Genomic DNA, 22,337 nt, shown 5'->3' with positions numbered 1-22,337 from the left:
GACAGGCGCGTTGTTACCGCATGCAAGTCCAAATCTCCGGCAAGCATGTCGACGTTGGCGAGGCTCTGCGAGCGCGAGTCTCCGACGAAATCACCCTGAGCATCGGTAAGTATTTTGATCGCGGCGGCGACGCCGAAGTGATCATCAGCAAGGAGGGCTACGCCTTCCGGGTCGATTGCTCGGTCAAGCTGGCTTCGGGTCAGCAACTGATCAGCCACGGGTCGGGAGGAGACGCACACGCGGCCTTCGACGCCGCCCTGGCCAAGATCGAAACGAGGGTTAGGCGCTACAAACGACGATTGAAAAGCCACTCCATCGCCGCCAACGCCAAGGCGGCCGAAAACGCGGCGATGTACGTGCTGCGGGCCCCCGAAGACGACGATGCCGACGAGGACGACTGGAGTAGCGAGGACGACCATCCCGCCGGCGCGCCGGCCGCGATGATCATCGCCGAGAGCCAGGGCTCCCTGAAGACGATGACCGTTTCCATGGCGGTCATGGAACTGGACTTGACCGAGTCCCAGGCAATCGTGTTTAGGAACGCCGCACACGACGGATTGTCAGTGGTCTATCGGCGGCCAGACGGAAATATTGGCTGGATCGATCCCGAACGGACGCAGGTGAAGGCCCCCGCGCTGAACGGACACGGGCCAGCCGCAAGCTGACAGAACCTCGGGTTCGTTGGTGCGTTTCGGAAGGTCCGCATTTTGCCGAATCTCTCGGAACGACGGCTCGGTGCGACCGATAACGAAGCGAGCTGGCGGCCATGACGATCGGCGATCTACTGGATCCAGGCGCAGTGATCCTGCGGGTCAGCGCCTCCAACAAGCGTCAGGTCTTGGGCGTCATCGCCGACGTTGCCGCCCGCGTCCTGGGCGTCGACGCCGGTGAGGCGCTCGAGGGCCTGATCGATCGTGAGACGGCCGGTTCGACCGGCGTAGGCCAGGGCGTGGCTATTCCCCATGCGCGCGTGAAGGGCCTGGACCGGGTTCGCGCGGTGTTCATGCGCCTGGAGACGCCGGTGGCGTTCGGGTCGGTGGACGACAAGCCCGTGGACCTGCTGGTCACCCTTTTCGCCCCCGCCGACGCCGACTCCAGCCACCTGAGGGCCCTGGCCCGGGTGTCGCGACTGATGCGCCAGCCCGAGACGCGGCAACAACTGCGCCAAGCGCGCTCGGCCGACGCGGTGTATCTGCTGCTAGCCCCGGCGCAGGAGAGCAAGCCGACGGCGGCTTGAGGGGCGGTTGCGAGCGCCCAAATTTGTCTGTAAAAGGCTATACTTCCAAAACTTGGTCAGCGGCCCTGGAAGCTCACTTCGATGATCAGAACACTTCTTCTTGCTTCGAGTGTAGCGCTCGCACTCGGCGCATCCGCTAGGGCTCAAATTCCACAGACCGAGCCGCTGGCTGAGGGCCGCCCGTGTACCTCTAGCGATCTTGTGGGTCTTTGGGAAAGCCGGGTCGTTACACCAAATTCGACCACGAAGGCGTTGTCTAAATGGATTTCGCTAGACTACATGCGTTTTTCGCCTGACGGAAAGATGATGTATTACGGCGCGGGAAAACCCGAGGCTGACATCCAAAAGATTCAAAAGAACCTCGACCAATATGATGCCGTAGATGGCGTCAACTATGATGGCAGGGTATTTACTCCTGGTTTCCTCTTAATCACCCGAGATGGACAACCCTTCCAGGGCTTCACCTGCACCATGGTGGACGCTGCACAGGGCGAGCCAACGATGATCTTGAGCCAGTTGGGGGGATGGCGCCTTTGAGGCGTTTGCAGCGTCGACTCGATTAGGCGCGCCGCTCCCAAACCGACCCAGATGTCTCTCGGGTCGGCTCGGAACTTACCGACGGGGGCTAATGCACCGAGACCGGCGCCAGCTCGTGCGCCAGGGCGGCGGCCACGGCGGAGTCCTTGTCGGTCAGCACGGCCAGGCGGGCGCCGTCGGCGCGGAACACGGCGTAGAGCGTCTGGTCGGGCGACAGGTCAAAGTCGCTGACCCCGTCCGGCGCGTCCTCGAGGATTTCCGCCGCCTTGATGGGCCGCACATAGACCAGGTCGGGCGCGCCAAGCGCCGCGAAGGCTTCGGCGGAGAAGAACGGGGTATGGGGGTCAGGTGTCATTAAGACCAACTCCTTTGAAAATGGGAACGCCCCGCGACGCAGGTCGGTTCAGACCGCGCGCTGGAACGAGTGCCGGAAAGGTCAGCCGACCGACCGGATGGGAATGCGGCGAACCAGCCGTTCAGGCTCCGGCCGGGCGAGATCGACATGCAGCAAGCCATGCTCGAGCGTGGCGGCCGTGACCTCCATGCCGTCGGCCAGCACGAAGGTGCGCAGGAAGCCCCGCGCCGCGATGCCGCGATGCAGATAGGCGCGGTCGGTCTCGGACTTGCCGTCCGCCTCGCGCCGTCCGGCGACCACCAACTGGCCGCCTTCGACGGTGACATGCAACTGATCGGGCGAGAAGCCAGCGACCGCCAGGGTGATACGCACCCCGCCGTCGTCAGACTGCTCGACATTGTAGGGCGGATAGCTTTCGGCGGCGGCCTTTGCCGCGCGCTCGATCAGGTCTCGAGTGTGTTCGAAGCCCAGCAGGAAGGGGCTGTCGAACAGGATGGCGCGGGTCATCGCGAAGTCCTCGCTCAAGCGACTTCGTGCGCGAGAACCAGGCCCGGGATCGGCGCCCCGCCTCGCGACGTCCAGCTTAGGTGGCGATGGGCGACGGTGGGTTCAAGAGCCGTAAGCGCCTGCCCCCGTGGGACCCCACAGGGGGAGGGCGCACCGAAGAGGTCTGGTGGGGTTTGATGGGTCAAGGGGGCGGCGAAGCCCCACCCACCACTTGGTGGTCCCCCCTCCCCATTAAGGGGAGGGAAAGAACCTGTGCTAATTCAGTAGCTTTCGTCGTGGCGCTTGATCGCCGTACGGATGATCTCGGCGGTTTCTTCCAGGTCGGCCCAGCCGCTGATCTTGGTCGACTTGCCCTTTTCCAGGTCTTTATAGTGCTGGAAGAAGTGGGCGATCTGCTCGGTGAGGATCACCGGCAGGTCGCGCCAGCTGTTCACGCCCGTATAGAAGGGGTGGAGCTTGTCGACCGGCACGGCCAGGATCTTTTCGTCCGAACCGGCTTCATCGACCATCATCAGGGTGCCGATCGGGCGGCAGCGGATGATCGCGCCCGGCACCACCGGGGTCGGACCCACCACCATGATGTCGGCGGGATCGCCGTCGTCCGCCAGGGTGTGGGGAATGAAGCCGTAATTGGCCGGATAGAACATCGCCGTGTGCAGGAAGCGATCGACCATCAGGGCGCCGCTGGCCTTGTCGATCTCATATTTCACCGGCTCGCCGCCTTGCGGGATCTCGATGACGGCGTTGAGGTCATAGGGCGGGTTCACGCCGGTGGCGATCTTGGAGAGGTCCATTGTGACTCTTCTTTGGGATTTAGGTCCGCTGGAGAGGCGGCCTGCGCGGGCGACTGTATAGGCCACAAATGTTGCGGTGCGGAAGCCGTTACGGCGATGGATGCGGCCAGGCTCGTTATCTACACTGAATTCATGATCTTTCGCCGCCTCCTCATGATCTTGCTGATCACCGCCCTGGCGCCGGCCGTCGCCGCAGCGCAGGCCGAGGATTGGCATGTGAAGCTCCGGGCCCAAGCGGGCCTGTCCGCGAGCAGCGCGAAAGGCGAGGTCCGGATCTTCAACGAAGCCCGGCTCGCTGGCGGTGGCGAGACCAGTCTGGTGGCGCGTCGCGAGGGCAAGGGCCGCTGGACGGTGTCGCGCGTGATGAGCTTTCTCACTACCGAGGAGCACCACTGGCGTCTTACCGCGCTGGAAGGGGCGGCGCTGGATGTCGCGCTCGACGATCCCGCCGTCCTCGTCGAGACGCCTGCCCCTACAGACCACTATTATTGTCTGGATCCGCCGTCGACCCAGCTGAACATCCATTGGCGCGGCCGGGCGGGGGGGATCTCGAAGGACTGTGAGACGTGGGGCGCGCTCGCGCGGGCTCAGGCGCTCCTGACGGAGGGTCACGAGTAGGGACTTCCAACCGCGCAAACATCGCGCTATATAGCTCCTACATCGTCCGTCAGCGCTGATAGCGCTTTCGAGCGGCGGCCCGAAAGGCTGCCGCTTTTTCTTTGGCCGCTCGCCAGCTAGGCTTTAGCCAGCAAGGTTTTGGGCGGCCGCCAGTGAGTTGAGAGACCCTTTGCGCGGCAAGACGCAAGAAGACCGTAGTCTGATCGAACTGCTCGATCCCGTGGCCGATTCCGTCGGCTACGAACTGGTGCGCCTGCGCCTAATGGGCGGGGCCGAACAGCGCCGGCTGCAGATCATGGCCGAGCGGCCTTTGCTCGAAGATGGCAGCGGCGGCGACATGAACGTCGAGGACTGCGCCAAGCTGTCGCGCGCCATCTCCGAAGTGATGGACGCCGCCGACCCGATCAGCGGCGAATACACCCTGGAAGTCTCCAGCCCCGGCGTCGATCGCCCCCTGACCCGGCTGAAGGACTTCGACACCTATGCCGGCCTGGAGGTCCGCCTCGAGCTGGACCGCGTCGCCGAGGGCCGCAAGCGCTTCAAGGGCGAACTGGCCGGCGTCGAGGATGGCCAGGTGGGCCTGAACATCGAGGGCGAGGACGACACCACCGTCTATTTCCCGTTCGACTGGATCGTCGACGCCAAGCTGGTGCTGACGGACCAACTGATGAAGCGGGGCGCCGACCAGCGCGCCGCCCGCGTCGGCGAAGGCGCTGACGCCGACAACGAAGACCTCGGCGACGACGCCGAAGACGACATTGACCTGTCCGAAAGTGAAGAGGACTGACCATGGCCATCGGCATTTCCGCCAACCGCCTCGAGCTGCTGCAAATCGCCGACGCCGTCGCGCGCGAAAAAGGCATCGAGAAGGAAGTCGTCATCGAGGCGATCGAGGACGCTCTGCAAAAGGCGGCCCGGGCCCGTTACGGCGCCGAGCACGATATCCGGGTGAAGATCGACACCAAGACCGGCGAGACCAGCCAGAAGCGGGTCATCGAGGTCGTGGCTGATGACTTCGAGCTGGAAGGCGAGATCGGCAAGGTCCAGCTGTCGTCGGCCAGGCGCACCTGGCGCGACGCCGAGGTGGGCAAGATCTACGAGGAAGATCTGCCGCCGTTCGAGATCGGCCGCGTCCAGACCCAGATGGCCCGCCAGGTCGTCATGCATAAGGTCCGCGAAGCCGAGCGCGAGCGCCAGTACGACGAGTACAAGGATCGCGCCGGCGAGATCGTCAATGGCAGCGTCAAGCGCGTCGAATACGGCAACGTGATCGTTGACCTCGGCCGCGGCGAAGGCATCATGCGCCGCGACCAGTCGATCCCGCGCGAGAACTTCAACGTCGGTGACCGCATCCGCGCCTACATCTACGACGTCCGTCGCGAGACCAAGGGCCCGCAGATCATGCTGTCGCGCGCCCACGGCGGCTTCATGGCCAAGCTGTTCGCGCAGGAAGTGCCGGAAGTCTATGACGGCGTCATCGAGATCCGCGCCGTGGCCCGCGACCCGGGCTCGCGCGCCAAGATGGCCGTGATCTCCAACGACAGCAGCATCGACCCCGTTGGCGCCTGCGTCGGCATGCGCGGCTCGCGCGTCCAGGCCGTTGTGGCCGAGCTGCAGGGAGAGAAGATCGACATCATCCAATGGTCCGAGGACGAAGCGACCTTCATCGTCAACGCCTTGGCCCCGGCCGAGGTGTCCAAGGTCGTGATGGACGAGGAAGACGAGCGCGTCGAAGTCGTGGTGCCAGATGAGCAGCTGTCGCTGGCCATCGGCCGTCGCGGCCAGAACGTTCGACTCGCCTCGCAGCTGACCGGCTGGCAGATCGACATCATGACGGAGGCCCAGGAGAGCGAGCGCCGTCAGAAGCAGTTCACCGAGACCACCGCCCTGTTCCAGGAAGCCCTGGACGTCGACGAGGTCATCGCCCAGCTGCTGGTCACCGAAGGCTTCGCCACGGTGGAAGACGTCGCCTATGTCGAGCCGCACGAAATCGCCGCCATCGAAGGCTTCGACGACGAGACGGCCGAGGAGCTTCAGACTCGGGCCCGCGAATATCTCGACAAGGAAGCCGCGGCGCTCAACGCCAAGCGCGTCGCGCTGGGCGTTGAGGACGGCGTGCTGGAGGTCGAAGGCGTCACCTTGCCCATGGCCGTGGCCTTGGGCGAAGGCGACGTGAAGTCGGTCGAGGACCTGGCCGGCCTGATCCCCGACGACCTGCGTGGCTGGTTCGAGACCAAGGACGGCGAACGCACCCGCGAAGCTGGCATTCTCGACAGCTTCAACCTGTCGCCGGAAGACGCCGAGGCGCTGATCATGCGCGCCCGCGTCTTAATGGGCTGGGTCGAGGCTCCGCCGGAGCCGGAATATATCGAAGAAGAGGTCGAAGACGCGGGCGAAGCGCCGGCCGAGGCCTCGGACGAGATCACCGAAGACGCTGAGCCGGCTGAAGAGACCGAGGACGCGACTGACGACGAGACCAAGGAAGACTAGAAACTTCCGTTTCCCCGACGAAGGTCGGGGCCCAGGTGAAAGCCCATGAGCCTCTCAGGGTGAATCTGGGTCCCGGCCGGAGCTTATCCTCGGGCGCGCTTGCGCGACCCGCAGGCCGGGAAGCGGTTGATGACGAGCATTGATGACAGAGCCCGACGCCCCCAAGACCCACGCCGAAGCTTCGCGCCAGCGCAAGGACATCGTCCTGGGCGAGGCGACCGACGAGGCGCGCCTGGTGCGGTTCGTGATCGGTCCCGACGGGGCGGTCGTGCCCGACGTGGCGCGCAAGCTGCCGGGTCGCGGCATGTGGGTGGACGCCACGCGCGAGGCGGTGACCCTGGCGGCCAAGAAGGGCCTGTTTTCGCGCTCGGCCAAGACAAAGCTGTCGGCTCCGGCCGACCTGGCCGACCAGGTGGAGCAACTGCTGGTTCGGCGCGTTCTCGACGGGCTGGGTCTTGCACGGCGCGGCGGAAACATTATCTCGGGCTTCGAAAAGGTCTGCTCGGCCCTGGCGTCGGGCAAGACCGCTTGGCTCATCGAGGCGTCAGACAGCGCCGCCGACGGCCGGCGAAAGATTCTCACCGCCGCCTACAAGGCCCCGAACGACCCGAAAATCCTCGGTATGTTCTCATCCGACGAATTGGGTTTGGCCTTGGGCGGGGAGAATGTGATACACACGGCGCTTCTTGCCGGGCGCGGCACTGATCGCTGGACATTGGATGTCGAGCGGTTATCAGGCTTCCGCCCACTCTCCCCTCCGAGTTGGTCGGCGAGTTGGCGTGAGGAGCCTTGAGATAAGGGCCCGGAAACGCGCTTCCTTTGGGAGGTACGTCCAGGCCCCGTTCTCATATGGATCTAACGGTTTTGGCCAGCCTCAGCTGGCGGAAGTACAAGCGAGCGCATGAGCGACGAGAACGATAACGGTCGGCCTGGTTCCAACCCCGGGGGCAGAGCGCCCATAACGCTGAAGCCCCGCCAGGGGTCTGTCAGCGCCGGTGTAGTGAAGCAGAGCTTCAGCCACGGCCGCACCAAGACGGTGGTGGTTGAAACCAAACGCGTGCGTCCGCACGCGGCTCCGGCAGGCAACCTCGCCGCGCCGTCCTCGGCCGAGCGTCACAACGCCGCGCCGCGTCAGCAGTCTTCCGGCGGTGGCGGCTCTTCGGCTGGCGGCCTGTCGCAAGGCGAGATGCTGGCCCGTCAGCGCGCCATCGAGGCCGCTCGCGAACATCAGGAACGTCAAGCCGGCGAACGCCGCGCCGCCGAGGCTCGCGCCACGGCCGCCGAGGCCGCCGCGAGCGAAACCGCCGCTAAGGCCGCCGCGACCGCCAAGGTCGCCGCGACGCCGACTCCTGCTCCGGAGGCGCCTGCGGCTCCGGTCGCCGCCGCTCCGGTCGCGCCCACCCCGGTCGCCCCCACCCCGGTCGCCCGCGTGGTCGCCGCGCCTGCTGCTCCGGCTCCGACGGCCGCCGCGGCTCCTGCTCCGGCCTCGGCTCCCGCAGCGCCGCGCGCCGAGGCCCCGCGCCCCGCTGCACCGGCGGCGCGCGGCGACGCGCCCCGTCCCGCGGCGCCGGCCGCCGGCCAGACCCGCACCTACGAGCCCAGCCGCGATCGCCGCGACGACCGCACCTCGACCACGACCTATCGTCCGGGTCCGGGCGGCGAGCGTCCACCGCAAGGCGATCGTCCCCAGGGAGACCGTCCGCAGGCCGACCGGCCATTCAACCAGCGCGCTCCGCGCCCGGATGGTCCCTATAACCAACGCACGCCGCGTCCCGACGCTGGCGGTCCCCGCCCCGAAGGCGCCGGCGGTTTCCGCAACGACCGTCCGCAAGGCGACCGCCCCCAGGGGGATCGTCCGCAAGGCGATCGTCCCCAGGGCGACCGTCCGACCCAGACCGTCCGCTATTCGGCCCTGGCCCCGCGCCCGGCCCCTGGCGCCCGTCCGGGTCCTGGTGGTGCGCGCGGCGCCCGTCCGGGCGTTCCCGCCTCGGCTCCGGCCACGCCAGAAATCCAGCGCGCCACGCGTTCGGCCCCCCGCCCCGGCGGCGAGGCCGCGCGGCGTCCGGAGGATGACGACGATCGGCGCAAGGCCGCCGCGCCCGGCAAGGCCGTGTCGCGCGCCAAGGGCGCTCCGATCCGCCGCGAAGGCCGCCTGACGATCCAGACCGTGGCCGGCGATGGAGACTCCGCCGATCGCATGCGCTCGCTGGCCTCGGTTCGCCGGGCCCGTGAACGTGAAAAAGAAAAGCGCCGCGGCGGTCCCGCCGATGTCGTGAAGGTTAGCCGCGAAGTGATCATCCCCGACGTCATCACCGTTCAGGAGCTGTCCAACCGGATGGCCGTGCGCGGTGTCGAGATCATCAAGTTCCTGATGCGTCAGGGCGTGATGCTGAAGATCAACGACGTCATCGACAACGACACCGCCGAACTGGTGGCCACCGAATTTGGCCACACCGTCCGCCGCGTTTCGGAAGCCGACGTCGAAGAAGGCTTCATCGGCGCCGAGGACATCGACGACCACCTGGAGTCGCGGCCCCCGGTGGTCACGGTCATGGGTCACGTCGACCACGGCAAGACCAGCCTGCTGGACGCGCTGCGCAAGGCCGACGTGGCCGGCGGCGAGCACGGCGGCATCACCCAGCACATCGGCGCCTATCAGGTTCGCCTGGAAAATGGCCAGAAGGTCACCTTCCTCGACACCCCAGGCCACGCGGCTTTCTCGCAGATGCGGGCGCGCGGCGCCAATATCACCGACCTGGTGATCCTGGTGGTGGCTGGCGACGACGGCGTCATGCCGCAGACCATCGAGGCCATCAAGCACGCCCGCGCTGCGGAAGTGCCGATCATCGTGGCCGTCAACAAGATGGACAAGCCGGGCTCTGACGCGACCCGCGTCATCAACGAGCTGCTGCAACATGAGATCGTGGTCGAAAGCCTGGGCGGCGAAACCCAGATCGTCGAGGTCTCCGCCAAGACCGGCCAGGGCCTGGACGAGCTGATCGAGCGCATCCTGCTGTTGGCTGAGGTCATGGACTTGAAGGCCAACCCCGATCGCACCGCCGACGGCGTGGTGATCGAGGCCAAGCTCGACAAGGGTCGCGGCGCGGTTTCGACCGTGCTGGTCAAGCGCGGCACGCTGAAGCGCGGCGACATCGTCGTGGCCGGCAGCCAGTTCGGCCGGGTTCGCGCCCTGCTCAACGAGCGCAATGAGCAACTGAACGACGTCGGGCCTTCGACCCCGGTCGAGATTCTCGGCCTGGACGGCGTGCCTTCGCCCGGCGACCCCTTCGCGGTCGTCGAGAACGAAGCTCGGGCTCGTGAATTGACCGAGTACCGCATCCGCCTGAAGCGCGAGAAATCGATGCATCCGGTTGGCGCGGGCGCCACCAGCATGGCCGACATGATGGCCAAGCTGCAGGACAAGAAATATCGCGAGCTGCCGCTGGTCATCAAGGCTGACGTGCAGGGCTCGGCCGAGGCGATCATCGGCTCGCTGGACGCCATGTCGACCGACGAGGTCCGCGCGCGGATCATCCTGTCGGGCGCCGGGGCGATCAGCGAAAGCGACGTGATGCTGGCCAAGGGCGCCGGCGCGCCGCTCATCGGCTTCAACGTCCGGGCCTCGGCCCAGGCGCGGGCGCTGGCCGAGCGCGAAGGCGTCGAGATCCGCTACTACGCGATCATCTACGACCTGCTGGACGACATCAAAGGCGTGCTCTCGGGCATGCTGGCCCCGATCCAGCGCGAAACCTTCCTGGGCAACGCCGAAGTGCTGCAAGCCTTCGACATCTCCAAGGTCGGCAAGATCGCCGGTTGTAAGGTCACCGAGGGCGTGGTCCGCAAGGGCGCCAAGGTCCGGATCATCCGCAACGACATCGTCGTTCTGGAACTGGGCACCCTGCAGACCCTCAAGCGCTTCAAGGACGAGGTCCCCGAGGTCCCGTCCGGCCAGGAGTGCGGCATGATGTTCGCCGGCTTCCAGGACATCAAGGTCGGCGACACCATCGAGTGCTTCACCGTCGAAGAGATCAAGCGCCAGCTGGACTAGTCGTCGGATACAGCTTCAGCTTAAAAGAGAAGGGCGCGGACGCGAGTTCGCGCCCTTCTTGTATTTGGGGTGCGGCGTGGCAATTACGGGCGAAGTTTGGCGCGGGAGTTTCGGTGACGGAGGACGTCGACGCGCTGGTCCTGTGTTGCTCGCGCTTGTCCTCTTGTGCAGCGTTTCCGCCTGCGGGACACCTCGCCCGACGATCCGGCCGTTGGCGGAGTCGCCAGATCACCTTGAGGTCTGTCCTTCAGCTGCGCCGTCATGCCGCTGTCAGATCCGCGATGGATCGTTGAAGGACTGCCCCAGCGTGTCCGTCACAGGCGGCGGCGTCGAGCCTCACTAGCGACCCCGGCCTGGAATTCGCCCGATTTCGGGCCTAACCGTAACGCCATGCGCATCCGGACCCTCCTGACCCTGACCCTTGCGACCGCCGCCCTCAGCGGTTGCGCCACCGTCAGCCGCTATGACGCGGCCGGCGACGTCCACGCCCTGCTGGTGGCGATCCGCAACAACGACCATGCCGCCTTCGACGCCCGCGTCGATCGCTCGGCGCTGAAGGCCCAGATCGAGAGCCGGCTGGTGCGCGAGGCCCGCTCCTCGAAGATGAGCGGCGGGCTGCAGGCGGCGATCATCGCCCTGGCAGCCCCGGCCGCCGACATCGCCGGCGCCGCCCTGGTCCAGCCCGAGACCTTCCGCTATGCCGCCAACTATTACGGCTACACGCCTGACCGCCCGACCCCCGACCGCATCGCCATCGCCGCCGCCCTGCGCCCGCTGGACAGCGACCATGTCTGCGCGGCCAAGACCAAGACCGGGCCCTGCCTGCTGACCTTCACCCTGGAGGGCGGCACGTGGCGGCTGTCGGGCTTCGACGCCGAGGCCGTCAACCTGCACTTCAGCCGGTGACGCCAGCGATGCGGGGGCGCGCCGTGCTGCTCGGCTTGGCCCTGAGCGCCTTGGCCACCGCCGCGCACGCCGAACGCAAGATGTATTCCTTCGACCCGATCTCGGCCGACGCCAAGCGTCTGACCGGCGCCGGCCTGACGGTGCTGTTCGACAGGAAGCTGACCGGAACCCGGGTGCTGAAGGTTCTGGCCACCGGCGTGCCGGTCCAGGCCCGGCTGATCGGCGGCCATCAGAAGGATCTCGCCCCTGGCGGGTTGAAGGCCATGGCCGGGGTCGACGCCGACGCCGGCCTCTATGAGATCGACCCGAAGTTCGAACAGGGCCGGGTCTATATCCGGGCCTTTTGTCCCGGCGCGAAGCGGTTGTGGCTGAGCTTCAGCCGGCTGGCCACCTATCGCGACCTGCGCGTCCAGGCGTTCGGCGACGACCCCAAGGGCGGAGCGACGCGGGTGTGCGGCACCCTCGACTTTTCGTTCCGCGGCGAATGGAAACTGCCCAACGGCAAGGGGCCCGATCCAATGGATGACTGGGCCGACGACAAAGGGCCGGGCTAGGGCATTTCCCGACCTGACTGCGTCAGGCCGTGAGCTTTAATCTTCTGTTTTGACGCATTTTTCTTCATGCGAACCGGAATCACTTCGCTCGAAAACTGCTCTAGCTGGGCGGTTTTCGCACCCCTTAATCTCTCTGCATCCCGACTTTCGTCGGGATGCAGGGAAGAAGTGGGCGCGCTCCGGGACGCGACATCAAGCCGCTGTTTCATGCCATGGTCGCCCGACGAGGCAGGGGGTGAGCGACCATGAGCGACGCGTTGGCGGACTTTACCCTGTTCGACTTCGACGACGGCCGTTGGACACGGCCCGTCTACCGCATCGGCTCGGGCCCGGCGGTGATCGTCATCCACGAGATCCCCGGCCTCCACCCCGGCGTATTGCAGTTCGCCCGCGACGTGGCGGCAGAGGGTATGACCGTGTTCTGCCCCAGCCTGTTCGGCGAACCCGGCCGGCCGGTGACCACGGGCTACGCGATGAGGGTGATCGCCAAGACCCTCTGCGTGCGCCGCGAATTCACCGCCTGGGCGGCTGATCGCTCCAGCCCCATCGTCGACTGGCTGCGCGCCCTGGCCCGCCAGGTCCATGCCGAGTGTGGCGGCAAGGGCGTCGGGGCGGTGGGCATGTGCTTCACCGGCGGCTTCGCCCTGGCCATGATGACCGAGCCCTCGGTGGTGGCCCCGGTGATGTCGCAGCCCTCATTGCCACTGGGCAAGAAGAACGCTGCGGCGCTGGACGTGTCGCCGGACGAACTGGCCGTGGCCAAGGCGCGTATGGAGGCCGAGGATTTGACACTGCTGGCCCTGCGGTTCGCGGGCGACGCCCTCGTGCCCTGCGCCCGCTTCGCCACCCTGCAGCGAGAACTGGGCAACCGGGTCGAGGCCCACGTCCTGCCCGACGCCTCGGCGCGCGGCGGCTCCGGCCGTGACCCGCATTCGGTGCTGACCCTGCACCTCAATCGCCATGATCCGGACGGCGAGACGATGAGGGTGCATCGACGCGTGCTGGCCTTCTTCAAGGACCGCACGGGGGCCTGAGGCGCGGTCACGCTGGACTTTTGCCGGCCACGCGCCTAGACACCCCGCCTTCCTGTTTCCACCCCGCGCCCGGCGTTCGATCCGCCGGCCGGGCGGCAAGGCCTTCGTCATGAAGAACAAGATTTTCAAACCCACCAAGGGCGTCAGCGCCGGCCCGTCTCAGCGCCAGCTGCGGGCCGGCGAGTTGATCCGCCATGCCCTGGTCGACATTCTGCGCGAGGAGACGCTGCAGGATCCCGCTCTCGCCAACATCTCGGTGACTGTCACCCAGGTGCGGATGAGCCCCGACCTGCGCCACGCCATCTGTTTCGTCGAGCCGCTGGGCGCCGGGGTGATGAACATCCACGTGCCCGAGCCCTCCTCGCCGTCGCGCACGTCCGTCGTGCCCGGCAGCCCCGCCGAGGTGGTGGCGGGCCTCAACCGCGTGACCAAGTTCCTGCGCGGTCGGCTCGGCCATGGTCTGGGCATGCGTTTCACGCCCGACCTGAAGTTCGTTCATGACGAAAGCTTCGACAACGCCAAGCGCATGGACGCCCTGTTTGACAACCCCAAGATCCAGGCCGACCTCCTGCCGGTCGAAGCCAAGGAAGACTGAGTGGCCCGCCGCAAGAAGGGCGACGCCATCTCGGGCTGGATCTGTCTCGACAAGCCCTATGACCTGACCTCGACCAGCGCCGTGTCTCGCGTGCGCCGGGCGTTCAACGCCCAGAAGGCGGGGCATGCCGGCACGCTGGATCCGTTGGCCACCGGCATTCTTCCATTGGCCCTGGGCGAGGCGACCAAGACCGTCCCGTTCCTGGTGGACGCCGACAAGGCCTACCGCTTCACGATCGCCTGGGGCCGCTCGACCACCACCCTGGACCGCGAGGGTGAGACCACCGACAGCAGCGACGTGCGGCCCACGCGCGAGCAGGTCGAGGCCGTGCTGGCCCCGTTCATCGGCCAGATCGACCAGATCCCGCCAAACTATTCGGCCATCAAGGTCGATGGCGAGCGGGCCTATGACCTGGCCCGCAGCGGCGTCGCGTTCGAGCTGAAGACCCGCAAGGTCAATGTCCACGGCCTGCGCGTGACCGATGCTCCAGACGCCGATCACATCGAGCTGGAGATGGAGTGCGGCAAGGGCACCTATGTCCGCGCCATCGTCCGCGACGTGGCCGCCGCCCTCGGCGCCTGCGGCCATGTCGACCAGCTTCGCCGGACGCGAGTCGGCCGGTTCACCGAGCAAACGGCGATAGGCCTGGAAACCCTCGAGAATTTAAGCTATGAGGCCCGCCTGTCGGAGGCATTGCTTCCGGTCGAGACCGCGCTGGACGACATCCCGGCGCTGGCCGTGACCGATGAAGACGCCTTCCGGCTTGCGCAAGGACGCGCCATCGTTCTGCTCCCAAGGCAGGTGGAATCGCTGAAAGCCGTGCTCACGCGCGGCGATCGCACCGTTTCCGCCATGTCGGGACAGAGGTTGGTGGCCTTGTGCGAGATGCGCGCCGGATCGCTCAATCCGGTGCGGGTCTTCCAACTCACCTGAGCGGAGACACACCGATGTCGATCACTGCCGAGCGCAAGACCGCTCTTATCGCCGAACACGCCCGCACCGAGGGTGACACCGGCAGCGCCGAAGTCCAGGTCGCGATCCTCTCCGAGCGTATCGCCAACCTGACCGAGCACTTCAAGACCCACAAGAAGGACAACCACAGCCGTCGTGGTCTGTTGATGATGGTTTCCCAGCGTCGCAGCCTCCTCGACCACCTGAAGAAGTCTGATCTGGGCCGTTACACGGTCCTCATCGAAAAGCTGGGTCTGCGCCGCTAGTTCTGGCGCCGTCGGCCGCCTCGCTCACGCGGGGCGGCCGAACGCTTTTTAAGGCCTCCGTTTCAAGACAGGCTGAAACGAAGGCTGCTGTGGATCCGTTTTCGAGCGGATCCGGACGTAAGCCGAGGATCACGATCCCCGGACGCCTGTCGCACTGGATGAGGAAACCTCGGGACCGCCATTCGGCCGCCCGACCCTGTCCGTCCTGAGGGAAATGGGTCCTTCGGAACCGAAAGAAGCAAATATGTTCGAAATCATGCGCAAGACGATCGAGTGGGGCGGCAAGACGCTGGTCCTCGAAACCGGTCGCATCGCCCGTCAGGCCGACGGCGCCGTTCTGGCCACCATGGGCGAAACCGTCGTCCTGGCCACCGCCGTGTTCGCCAAGAAGGCCAAGCCCGGCCAGGACTTCTTCCCCCTGACCGTCAACTATATCGAGAAGACCTACGCAGCCGGCAAGATCCCAGGCGGCTTCTTCAAGCGCGAAGGTCGTCCGTCGGAAAAGGAAACCCTAGTTTCCCGCCTGATCGACCGTCCGATCCGCCCGCTGTTCGTCAAGGGCTTCAAGAACGAAGTCCAGGTCGTCTGCACCGTGCTGCAGCACGACCTTGAGAACGATCCCGACATCGTCGCCATGGTCGCCGCCTCGGCCGCCCTGGTGATCTCCGGGGCCCCCTTCATGGGTCCGATCGGCGGCGCCCGCGTCGGTTACGTCAACGGCGAGTACATCCTGAACCCGACGCTCGAAGAGCTGAAGGAAAGCAAGATGGACCTGGTCGTGGCCGGCACCGCCGACGCCGTGATGATGGTCGAATCCGAAATCCAGGAGCTCTCGGAAGAGATCGTCCTCGGCGGCGTCAGCTTCGCCCACAAGGGCATGCAGGCCGTGATCAACGGCATCATCGAACTGGCCGAACACGCCGCCAAGGAGCCCTTCGACTTCCAGGCGGAAGACACCGACGCTCTGAAGGCCGAAGTGAAAAAGGCCGTCGGCAAGGATCTGGCCGAAGCCTACACCATCCGCGCCAAGGGCGACCGCGTCGCGGCCCTGTCGGCCGCCAAGTCCAAGGCCACGGAAAAGTTCGCCAAGAGCGACACCAATCCGGCCGGCATCGATCCGCTGAAGCTGGGTTCGGTGTTCAAGGAACTAGAAGCCGACATCGTCCGTCGCTCCATCCTCGACACCGGCATCCGCATCGACGGTCGCACCGTCGACAAGGTGCGTCCGATCCTGGGTGAAGTCGGCATCCTGCCGCGCACCCACGGTTCGGCCCTGTTCACGCGCGGCGAAACGCAAGCCATCGTGGTCGCCACCCTGGGCACCGGCGACGACGAGCAGTTCATCGACGCCTTGGAAGGCACCTACAAGGAAGCCTTCCTGCTGCACTACAACTTCCCTCCCTTCTCGGTCGGCGAGACGGGCCGGATGGGCAGCCCAGGCCGCCGCGAAATCGGCCACGGCAAGCTGGCCTGGCGCGCCCTGCGCCCGATGCTGCCGGCCAAGGAAGACTTCCCCTACACCATCCGCCTGGTCTCCGAGATCACCGAGAGCAACGGCTCGTCCTCGATGGCCACGGTCTGCGGCGCCTCGCTGGCCATGATGGACGCGGGCGTTCCGCTGATCCGTCCGGTCTCGGGCATCGCCATGGGCCTGATCCTCGAAAAGGACGGCTTCGCCGTTCTGTCCGACATCCTGGGTGACGAAGACCACCTGGGCGACATGGACTTCAAGGTGGCCGGCACCAGCCAGGGCCTGACCTCGCTGCAGATGGACATCAAGATCGCCGGCATCACCGAAGAGATCATGAAGCAAGCGCTGGCCCAGGCGAAGGGCGGCCGCGAGCACATCCTCGAGGAGATGAACAAGGCCATGGACGCCCCTCGTGAAGAGGTCGGCGACTACGCCCCCAAGATCGAGACCATCACCATCCCGACCGACAAGATCCGCGAAGTGATCGGCACCGGCGGCAAGGTGATCCGCGAGATCGTCGCCACCACCGGCGCCAAGGTCGACATCAACGACGAAGGAACGGTCAAGGTCTCGGCCTCGGACGGCGCCAAGATCAAGGCCGCGATCGACTGGATCAAGTCGATCACCCAGGAAGCTGAAGTCGGCGCGATCTATGACGGCAAGGTCGTGAAGGTCGTCGATTTCGGCGCCTTCGTGAACTTCTTCGGCGCCAAGGACGGCCTCGTCCATGTCAGCCAGATCAGCAACGAACGGGTGGCCAAGCCCTCGGACGTGCTGAAGGAAGGCCAGATCGTCAAGGTCAAGCTCCTCGGCTTCGACGATCGCGGCAAGACCAAGCTGTCGATGAAGGTCGTCGATCAGGAGACGGGTGAAGACCTGTCCAAGAAGGACGCCGTGAGCCCGGAGGACGCCGTCAACACCTAAGGGTGAGACGGTCTCTGAAGTGAACTAGCAGGCGGGCGGCTCCGAGAGGGGCCGCCCGTTTTGCGTTTGGGGCTCAGAAGATGTGACGCTTGGTGACGCACCAATTTACGGGCCGAAACCTAAACACGCCCCAGAACTCGCAGGTTCGACTGCGGCCAACGAGGCTGTTGCCAGCATAAACATCGACGATCGTGCGGACGCCGAGGAGCGAATAGCGCGGCTTGTTCAGATAAATCGCCGGCTTGCCAGCGTCGAAAATCTCCCCATGGAGGGCGGTTTCGTAGGACACTGTCTTGGCCGCACGATTAAAACTGGACCACTGGCAATCTAGCGGTCCGCCTCGGCGGGTCGTCGCCCAGCCCGACCTCAGTTCATCGGTATAGTGTCGCCTCAGAACGCTCGCCAGCAGGCGGCAGTCAGAGGCCGAAGCGATGGGGGCCTTACGCGCCCACTCGGTTTCGGGCGGAGCGAACCAAGCCAGAAGTCCAGCGACGATGCAGCAGCTGACGATAAGAATCGCGGTTCGCACGAACTTCCTACGATGCTCGGCCAAAACGATCTTCCTGCGCCCGCCCGTGGGGGCAGACCCCACCTTAATTCCTTGGTGGATGGGAGCTCTGGGGTCAGGCCTTAAGGCGGGGCCTGTCCGCCAGGGCGGATCAGAACAGCCACCACCGAAAGCCACTTCGGCAAAAACGGTTGTCATCCCGGACAAGCAAAGCGTAGATCCGGGACCGCCGGAAGCGCGGCGTTCACGCGTCGGTCCGGATCTTCGCGCCGCGCGCTCGTCCGGGATGACAACCGTTTTCGTGGCTCACCCCCTCGGCGTCACCCGGATCGTCACCGCATCCGGCGTGCCGTTCCCGCCCCGACATGCCGCCAGCTTGAACGTCAGGTCCATACAGACCCACACCTCGGTGAGGCGGTTGTCCTTGTTGACCCGCACGTTGAGCCCCTCGCGGGTCATGCCGCGATTGTCTTTCAGGAAGGCCTCGCGCACCTGACCGGCGGTCATCACGCCCTCGACCGAAGGTTTCAGATCCGGAACCGTCAGGCGCGACCGAACCGCCCGCGCCTTCTTGAAATAGGCCTCCGGCGTCTCCCATTGGCAGGTCCCGTGCGCCTGCCATTCGTGCTGCAGAAGCCAGGGCGAAGGGGTCATGCACAGGTTTGCCTTGACCGTCGCCACGCTCAGCGACGGGCTGGGCCGGCAGTAGCGGGGGTGGGCCTTGTCGGGCCCATTGGGCCACAGGCCGTGGACGGTGAAGCCAAAGCGGTTGGTCTGGCACTGGATGGCCTTGTCCGACTCCGGGATGCCCGAGCGGCAGGCCTCGGGCGACCAGTAGAGGGCCAGCAGATAGGCGGCGGTCGGGATGTCGGTATGGATCTGGTCGGCGGGCGGGATATCGGGCCCGACCGGGGTCACGTCCCGGGGAATGGCGCAGGCTTTCAGGTCCGAGGCCTGGGCCGCGCCGGCCAAGGCCAGGGCGGCGAGGGCCGTGGTCAGGACCTGAGTGAACTTCAACGACATGCGGGTTCCAACGCTGACTTGCGCTCCTCTCTAGCACGCCTCGACCCACCCTCAATTCCACGGAGCCTAGATAAGATTTCCTTCTCCCCTTGCGGGAGAAGGATCTTCAGCAGGGCGGTGACGGGGCGAGACCAGAAGATTTCTGCGAATGATTATCATTGCGCGTCTGCAAAGCTCCAGCTAAGAACGCGTCGCAATTACGACAAAGGGCCGCGCTCCTCCGACGGCCTGACGGGGTTCTACACATGCAAAAGCTTATCAAGCCCGCCGCGAGCGGCGTCCGCAGCCAAGCGCGCCGCGCCCTGAGCGCCGGGGCCGTCGCCGGCCTCGCGGGCCTTACCCTAGGCGCGGGCTTGGCCCACGCGGCGCCCGACGCCGTCCTCAATGCCGACGATCTGGCGGTCGCGGCCGCTCCGGCCGCTCCGGCCGCCGACGCCGCCACCGAGGTCTCCGGCGTCAAGGTCGAGGGCCGCAAGCAGCGCGCCGAGTCGCCGAAATACACCGCCAAGCCGCTCGACACGCCCCAGACCGTGACCATCGTCTCGCGGGGCGTCATCGAGGCCCAGAACCTGCTGTCGCTCCGCGACATCCTGGCCACCGTGCCCGGCATCACCTTCGGGGCCGGCGAAGGCGGCGGCGGCTTTGGCGACAGCATCAATCTGCGCGGCTATTCGGCCAATAACGACCTGACCATCGACGGTGTGCGCGACAGCGCCCAGTACAGCCGCAGCGACCCGTTCAACCTGGAACAGCTGGAAGTCGTCAACGGCGCCAACGGCGTCTATTCCGGCTCCGGCTCGGTTGGCGGCACGATCAATCTGGTGACCAAGCGCCCCAACCGCCGCGACTCCACCACCGTCACCGGCGGCGTCGGGACCGACGGCTATCTGCGCGGCACGCTCGACGCCAACCATCTGGTGACCGACGACATCGCCGTGCGCCTGAACGTCATGGCCCACCAGAACGACGCCCCGGGCCGCGATGTGGAGAGCTTCGAGCGCTGGGGGATCGCGCCGTCGATCACTTTCGGCCTGACCGGCCCGACCCAGTTCACCATCCTCTACAGCCACCAGGAAGACACCAACACCCCGCAGTATGGCGTGCCGTTCTACAATGGCCGCGCGGTGCCCGGCGTCGATCCGTCGAACTATTACGGCTACAGCAATGTCGACACCCAGGAGCAGCAGGTCGACGTGCTGACCGGGATCATCAAGCACCAGTTCAGCGACACCCTGTCGGTCCGCAACCTCTCACGCTACCAGGAAGTCACCCAGCTGACGGTCGTCGACCCGCCGCAGGGCGTGTTCTGCCTGGCCAACGGCCAGAAGCCGGTGGCCTGGAGCCAATCGACCACGGCGACCAACATCACCGGCTTCACGGCCTGCCTGCCTGCCGACCCGGCTCCGGGCCTGTACCAGCCGAGCGGCCCGCGCGGGAACCTGCGCGATTCCAAGAACACCCTGCTCTACAACCAGACCGACGTGACGGCGAACTTCAATACCGGCGGCGTGGCCCACAGCCTGGTGGTCGGCGCGTCGTTCCTAAGCGAGGACTATCACCTCGACAGCGGCAACGTGCTGCGCAACCCCGACGGCACGGCCACTGTCCTGCCGCTGATGTCCATCGCCGACCCGAACGCGACCTATGCCGGAGCGCGCAACTATGTTCGCACCAGCATCCAGGACGGCGAACGCCATAATCAGGCGGCCTATCTGTTCGACAACGCCCAGCTGAACCCGCAGTGGGCGGTGAATTTCGGCCTGCGCTACGAGCGTAACCAGGGCGAGAACCGCAGCGACGCCTATTCGGCGACGGCGGTCGGCGCGATCCCGAAGGGCGCGGTGACCCCGGGCCTGACCTTCCGCAGCGACGACAACCTGTTCTCCTACCGCCTCGGCCTGGTCTACAAGCCGATCCCCAACGCCAGCCTCTATGTCGCCTACGGCAACTCCAAAACCCCATCGCAGTCCACGGTGAATGGCGCCGGCGCCTGCGCGGCCGCCACCTGTACGGTCGAGCCGGAGGAGGCCAAGAGCTACGAGCTGGGCGCCAAATGGGACATCTTCCAAAGCCGCCTGTCGCTGACCGCCTCGGTGTTCCGCAACGATCGCACCAATTACAAGGTCGCCTCGGGCGACCCCACCGTGCCCGACCAGCAATTGGACGGCAGCGCGCGGGTCGATGGCGTGGCGCTGGGCGCTTCAGGCCGCCTGACCGACAAATGGTCGGTGTTCGCCAACTACACCTATCTCAAGAGCGAGGTGCTGCAGGGCGTTTCCGACTTTAACGCCGCCGCAGGCCTGGATTTCACCAAGGGCGACGAGATCGCCAATGTCCCCGACCACGCCTTAAGCCTGTTCACCACCTATGACCTGCCGCACGATATCCAGGTCGGCTACAGCCTGTCCTACCAGGGCAAGACCTATCTGAGCCAGCACGGCCAGATCACCGGCAGCACCCCGCCTCAGCGCACGACGATCCCGCTGGTCATCACCGACGACTACTGGCTGAGCCGCGCGACGGTGTCCTGGAAGGCGACCAACGCGCTGGAGCTGCGGCTCAACGTCAACAACCTGCTCGACGAGAAGTATTACAACCGGGGCCGCAACAACGGCTGGGCCACACCCGGCGATCGTCGCAACGCGACCCTGACCGCCAACTATCGGTTCTGATCCTCCCCTTCATGAACCGATAGCGCCCCGCCTGGGACCCATCCCCAGGCGGGGCCTTGATTTGTCTGCTAAGGAGCGCAGGCCATGATGCTCCAAATCCCCGACGTGCTGACCTCCGACCAGGTCGCCCACTGCCGCGCCGTGCTCGACGCGGCCGCGTGGATCGACGGCAACGCCACCTCGGGCTTCCAGGCCGCGATGGCCAAGAACAACCAGCAGCTGCCGCAGGACGGCGCGGCGGCCCGCGAGATCGGGGCGATCATCGTCCAGGCGCTGGAGCGCCATCCGCTCTTTGTCTCGGCGGCCCTGCCCCGGACGATCCTGTCGCCGATGTTCAACCGCTATGGCGAGGGCATGGGTTTTGGCGACCACATCGACAATGCGGTGCGCCGCGATCCCGTCACCGGCCAACGCCTGCGCACCGACCTGTCGGCGACGCTTTTCCTGAGCGATCCGGACGACTATGACGGCGGCGAGCTGGTGGTCGAGGACGCCTATGGCAGCCACATGGTCAAGCTGCCGGCCGGGGGGCTGATCCTGTATCCGGCCTCCAGCCTGCATCACGTGACGACGGTGACCCGCGGCGTGCGCTCGGCCAGCTTCTTCTGGATCCAGAGCCTGGTGCGCGACGACGCCAAGCGCGGCCTCTTGCTGGACATGGACGTCGCCATTCAGCGGCTGTCGGGCGCCGTGGGGGCGACCAATCTCGCGGTGCTGTCCCTGACCGGGACCTATCACAACCTGCTGCGGATGTGGGCCGAGGTGTGAAATACGCGGCCAGCGACCAATGTTCGCCGACGCCAACCATAAGTTTACCCTTGAGCTTCAACGTCCTGGCGACCGTTTC

22 protein-coding genes are annotated in these 22,337 nt (G+C 66.0%); 17 read left to right on the top strand and 5 right to left on the bottom strand.

Annotated elements, in window-relative coordinates; translation table 11 throughout:
- Nucleotides 1-20 precede the first annotated feature (20 nt).
- The 3 genes from hpf to ACP694_RS03695 all read left to right on the top strand — a co-directional run bounded on the left by hpf (nucleotide 21) and on the right by ACP694_RS03695 (nucleotide 1,774).
- Nucleotides 21-665 carry a ribosome hibernation-promoting factor, HPF/YfiA family gene (hpf, locus tag ACP694_RS03705; RefSeq protein WP_426010508.1) on the top strand — a complete coding sequence of 215 codons (645 nt, stop codon included), beginning with the start codon at nucleotides 21-23 and terminating at the stop codon, nucleotides 663-665.
- 101 nt (nucleotides 666-766) lie between these two features.
- Complete coding sequence (locus tag ACP694_RS03700) at nucleotides 767-1,237, top strand: PTS sugar transporter subunit IIA (RefSeq protein WP_426010506.1); 471 nt, start codon at nucleotides 767-769, stop codon at nucleotides 1,235-1,237.
- 81 nt (nucleotides 1,238-1,318) lie between these two features.
- Nucleotides 1,319-1,774: a hypothetical protein gene (locus ACP694_RS03695; RefSeq protein WP_426010504.1), complete on the top strand. Its 456-nt coding sequence runs from the start codon at nucleotides 1,319-1,321 to the stop codon at nucleotides 1,772-1,774.
- Between the two features lie 88 nt (nucleotides 1,775-1,862).
- Here ACP694_RS03695 and ACP694_RS03690 read toward each other — a convergent pair whose 3' ends face one another.
- From ACP694_RS03690 to ppa, 3 genes are all read right to left on the bottom strand, one after another.
- Nucleotides 1,863-2,129: a DUF1150 family protein gene (locus tag ACP694_RS03690; protein ID WP_426010503.1), complete on the bottom strand. Its 267-nt coding sequence runs from the start codon at nucleotides 2,127-2,129 to the stop codon at nucleotides 1,863-1,865.
- An 81-nt stretch (nucleotides 2,130-2,210) separates the two neighbouring features.
- Nucleotides 2,211-2,636 (bottom strand): Hsp20 family protein, encoded by a 426-nt coding sequence (locus ACP694_RS03685; protein ID WP_426010501.1) that lies wholly within the window; start codon nucleotides 2,634-2,636, stop codon nucleotides 2,211-2,213.
- Between the two features lie 260 nt (nucleotides 2,637-2,896).
- On the bottom strand, nucleotides 2,897-3,430 hold the full coding sequence (ppa, locus tag ACP694_RS03680; RefSeq protein ID WP_426010499.1) for an inorganic diphosphatase: 534 nt from the start codon (nucleotides 3,428-3,430) through the stop codon (nucleotides 2,897-2,899).
- 153 nt (nucleotides 3,431-3,583) lie between these two features.
- Between ppa and ACP694_RS03675 the strand changes: the two genes are divergently transcribed.
- The 12 genes from ACP694_RS03675 to pnp all read left to right on the top strand — a co-directional run bounded on the left by ACP694_RS03675 (nucleotide 3,584) and on the right by pnp (nucleotide 17,287).
- Nucleotides 3,584-4,048 (top strand): hypothetical protein, encoded by a 465-nt coding sequence (locus ACP694_RS03675; protein WP_426010498.1) that lies wholly within the window; start codon nucleotides 3,584-3,586, stop codon nucleotides 4,046-4,048.
- A gap of 169 nt (nucleotides 4,049-4,217) precedes the next feature.
- Nucleotides 4,218-4,835: a ribosome maturation factor RimP gene (gene rimP / locus ACP694_RS03670; RefSeq protein WP_426010496.1), complete on the top strand. Its 618-nt coding sequence runs from the start codon at nucleotides 4,218-4,220 to the stop codon at nucleotides 4,833-4,835.
- Nucleotides 4,836-4,837: 2 nt separating this feature from the next.
- The gene (gene nusA / locus ACP694_RS03665; protein WP_426010494.1) at nucleotides 4,838-6,538 is read left to right on the top strand and encodes a transcription termination factor NusA; all 1,701 of its coding nucleotides are present in this window, start codon (nucleotides 4,838-4,840) and stop codon (nucleotides 6,536-6,538) included.
- Nucleotides 6,539-6,680: 142 nt separating this feature from the next.
- Complete coding sequence (locus ACP694_RS03660; protein WP_426010492.1) at nucleotides 6,681-7,331, top strand: RNA-binding protein; 651 nt, start codon at nucleotides 6,681-6,683, stop codon at nucleotides 7,329-7,331.
- A gap of 108 nt (nucleotides 7,332-7,439) precedes the next feature.
- Nucleotides 7,440-10,586 carry a translation initiation factor IF-2 gene (gene infB, locus ACP694_RS03655; RefSeq protein WP_426010490.1) on the top strand — a complete coding sequence of 1,049 codons (3,147 nt, stop codon included), beginning with the start codon at nucleotides 7,440-7,442 and terminating at the stop codon, nucleotides 10,584-10,586.
- Between the two features lie 390 nt (nucleotides 10,587-10,976).
- Nucleotides 10,977-11,492, top strand: coding sequence for a DUF2939 domain-containing protein (locus ACP694_RS03650; protein WP_426010488.1), 516 nt, complete (start codon nucleotides 10,977-10,979; stop codon nucleotides 11,490-11,492).
- Nucleotides 11,493-11,500: 8 nt separating this feature from the next.
- Nucleotides 11,501-12,046 (top strand): hypothetical protein, encoded by a 546-nt coding sequence (locus tag ACP694_RS03645; protein ID WP_426010486.1) that lies wholly within the window; start codon nucleotides 11,501-11,503, stop codon nucleotides 12,044-12,046.
- A 245-nt stretch (nucleotides 12,047-12,291) separates the two neighbouring features.
- Nucleotides 12,292-13,080 carry a dienelactone hydrolase family protein gene (locus ACP694_RS03640; protein ID WP_426010485.1) on the top strand — a complete coding sequence of 263 codons (789 nt, stop codon included), beginning with the start codon at nucleotides 12,292-12,294 and terminating at the stop codon, nucleotides 13,078-13,080.
- Nucleotides 13,081-13,189: 109 nt separating this feature from the next.
- Entirely contained in the window at nucleotides 13,190-13,675 is a 486-nt protein-coding gene (rbfA, locus tag ACP694_RS03635) for a 30S ribosome-binding factor RbfA (protein WP_426010483.1), read from the top strand.
- Nucleotides 13,676-14,608, top strand: a complete 933-nt coding sequence (gene truB / locus ACP694_RS03630) for a tRNA pseudouridine(55) synthase TruB (RefSeq protein ID WP_426010481.1) — start codon at nucleotides 13,676-13,678, stop codon at nucleotides 14,606-14,608. It abuts the gene before it with no gap.
- A gap of 14 nt (nucleotides 14,609-14,622) precedes the next feature.
- A complete protein-coding gene (gene rpsO / locus ACP694_RS03625) occupies nucleotides 14,623-14,892 on the top strand; it encodes a 30S ribosomal protein S15 (RefSeq protein WP_056437057.1) in 270 nt (89 codons plus the stop codon).
- 244 nt (nucleotides 14,893-15,136) lie between these two features.
- On the top strand, nucleotides 15,137-17,287 hold the full coding sequence (gene pnp / locus ACP694_RS03620; RefSeq protein ID WP_426010479.1) for a polyribonucleotide nucleotidyltransferase: 2,151 nt from the start codon (nucleotides 15,137-15,139) through the stop codon (nucleotides 17,285-17,287).
- Between the two features lie 73 nt (nucleotides 17,288-17,360).
- Here pnp and ACP694_RS03615 read toward each other — a convergent pair whose 3' ends face one another.
- Nucleotides 17,361-17,576 carry a hypothetical protein gene (locus ACP694_RS03615; protein WP_426010478.1) on the bottom strand — a complete coding sequence of 72 codons (216 nt, stop codon included), beginning with the start codon at nucleotides 17,574-17,576 and terminating at the stop codon, nucleotides 17,361-17,363.
- Between the two features lie 525 nt (nucleotides 17,577-18,101).
- Nucleotides 18,102-18,818, bottom strand: a complete 717-nt coding sequence (locus ACP694_RS03610) for a ribonuclease T2 (RefSeq protein ID WP_426010476.1) — start codon at nucleotides 18,816-18,818, stop codon at nucleotides 18,102-18,104.
- A 245-nt stretch (nucleotides 18,819-19,063) separates the two neighbouring features.
- On the opposite strand from ACP694_RS03610, the gene ACP694_RS03605 reads away from it, so the two are divergent.
- Complete coding sequence (locus tag ACP694_RS03605; protein ID WP_426010474.1) at nucleotides 19,064-21,490, top strand: TonB-dependent receptor; 2,427 nt, start codon at nucleotides 19,064-19,066, stop codon at nucleotides 21,488-21,490.
- A gap of 84 nt (nucleotides 21,491-21,574) precedes the next feature.
- Entirely contained in the window at nucleotides 21,575-22,258 is a 684-nt protein-coding gene (locus tag ACP694_RS03600) for a Fe2+-dependent dioxygenase (RefSeq protein ID WP_426010472.1), read from the top strand.
- Nucleotides 22,259-22,337: the final 79 nt, after the last annotated feature.

Origin of the sequence: Caulobacter sp. DWR2-3-1b2 (assembly GCF_049896345.1) — a bacterium.
Lineage (GTDB): Bacteria > Pseudomonadota > Alphaproteobacteria > Caulobacterales > Caulobacteraceae > Caulobacter.
The sequence above is the reverse complement of the archived record's forward strand: the minus strand, read 5'-3'. Positions and strand labels throughout refer to the sequence as shown.

Excerpts from the sequence above, each read along its gene's own strand:
- hpf (WP_426010508.1), top strand. The coding sequence starts at position 21 with ATGCAAGTCCAAATCTCCGGCAAGCATGTCGACGTTGGCGAGGCTCTG.
- ACP694_RS03700 (WP_426010506.1), top strand. The coding sequence starts at position 767 with ATGACGATCGGCGATCTACTGGATCCAGGCGCAGTGATCCTGCGGGTC.
- ACP694_RS03695 (WP_426010504.1), top strand. The coding sequence starts at position 1,319 with ATGATCAGAACACTTCTTCTTGCTTCGAGTGTAGCGCTCGCACTCGGC.
- ACP694_RS03690 (WP_426010503.1), bottom strand. The coding sequence starts at position 2,129 with ATGACACCTGACCCCCATACCCCGTTCTTCTCCGCCGAAGCCTTCGCG.
- ACP694_RS03685 (WP_426010501.1), bottom strand. The coding sequence starts at position 2,636 with ATGACCCGCGCCATCCTGTTCGACAGCCCCTTCCTGCTGGGCTTCGAA.
- ppa (WP_426010499.1), bottom strand. The coding sequence starts at position 3,430 with ATGGACCTCTCCAAGATCGCCACCGGCGTGAACCCGCCCTATGACCTC.
- ACP694_RS03675 (WP_426010498.1), top strand. The coding sequence starts at position 3,584 with ATGATCTTGCTGATCACCGCCCTGGCGCCGGCCGTCGCCGCAGCGCAG.
- nusA (WP_426010494.1), top strand. The coding sequence starts at position 4,838 with ATGGCCATCGGCATTTCCGCCAACCGCCTCGAGCTGCTGCAAATCGCC.
- ACP694_RS03660 (WP_426010492.1), top strand. The coding sequence starts at position 6,681 with ATGACAGAGCCCGACGCCCCCAAGACCCACGCCGAAGCTTCGCGCCAG.
- infB (WP_426010490.1), top strand. The coding sequence starts at position 7,440 with ATGAGCGACGAGAACGATAACGGTCGGCCTGGTTCCAACCCCGGGGGC.
- ACP694_RS03650 (WP_426010488.1), top strand. The coding sequence starts at position 10,977 with ATGCGCATCCGGACCCTCCTGACCCTGACCCTTGCGACCGCCGCCCTC.
- ACP694_RS03645 (WP_426010486.1), top strand. The coding sequence starts at position 11,501 with ATGCGGGGGCGCGCCGTGCTGCTCGGCTTGGCCCTGAGCGCCTTGGCC.
- ACP694_RS03640 (WP_426010485.1), top strand. The coding sequence starts at position 12,292 with ATGAGCGACGCGTTGGCGGACTTTACCCTGTTCGACTTCGACGACGGC.
- rbfA (WP_426010483.1), top strand. The coding sequence starts at position 13,190 with ATGAAGAACAAGATTTTCAAACCCACCAAGGGCGTCAGCGCCGGCCCG.
- rpsO (WP_056437057.1), top strand. The coding sequence starts at position 14,623 with ATGTCGATCACTGCCGAGCGCAAGACCGCTCTTATCGCCGAACACGCC.
- pnp (WP_426010479.1), top strand. The coding sequence starts at position 15,137 with ATGTTCGAAATCATGCGCAAGACGATCGAGTGGGGCGGCAAGACGCTG.
- ACP694_RS03610 (WP_426010476.1), bottom strand. The coding sequence starts at position 18,818 with ATGTCGTTGAAGTTCACTCAGGTCCTGACCACGGCCCTCGCCGCCCTG.
- ACP694_RS03605 (WP_426010474.1), top strand. The coding sequence starts at position 19,064 with ATGCAAAAGCTTATCAAGCCCGCCGCGAGCGGCGTCCGCAGCCAAGCG.
- ACP694_RS03600 (WP_426010472.1), top strand. The coding sequence starts at position 21,575 with ATGATGCTCCAAATCCCCGACGTGCTGACCTCCGACCAGGTCGCCCAC.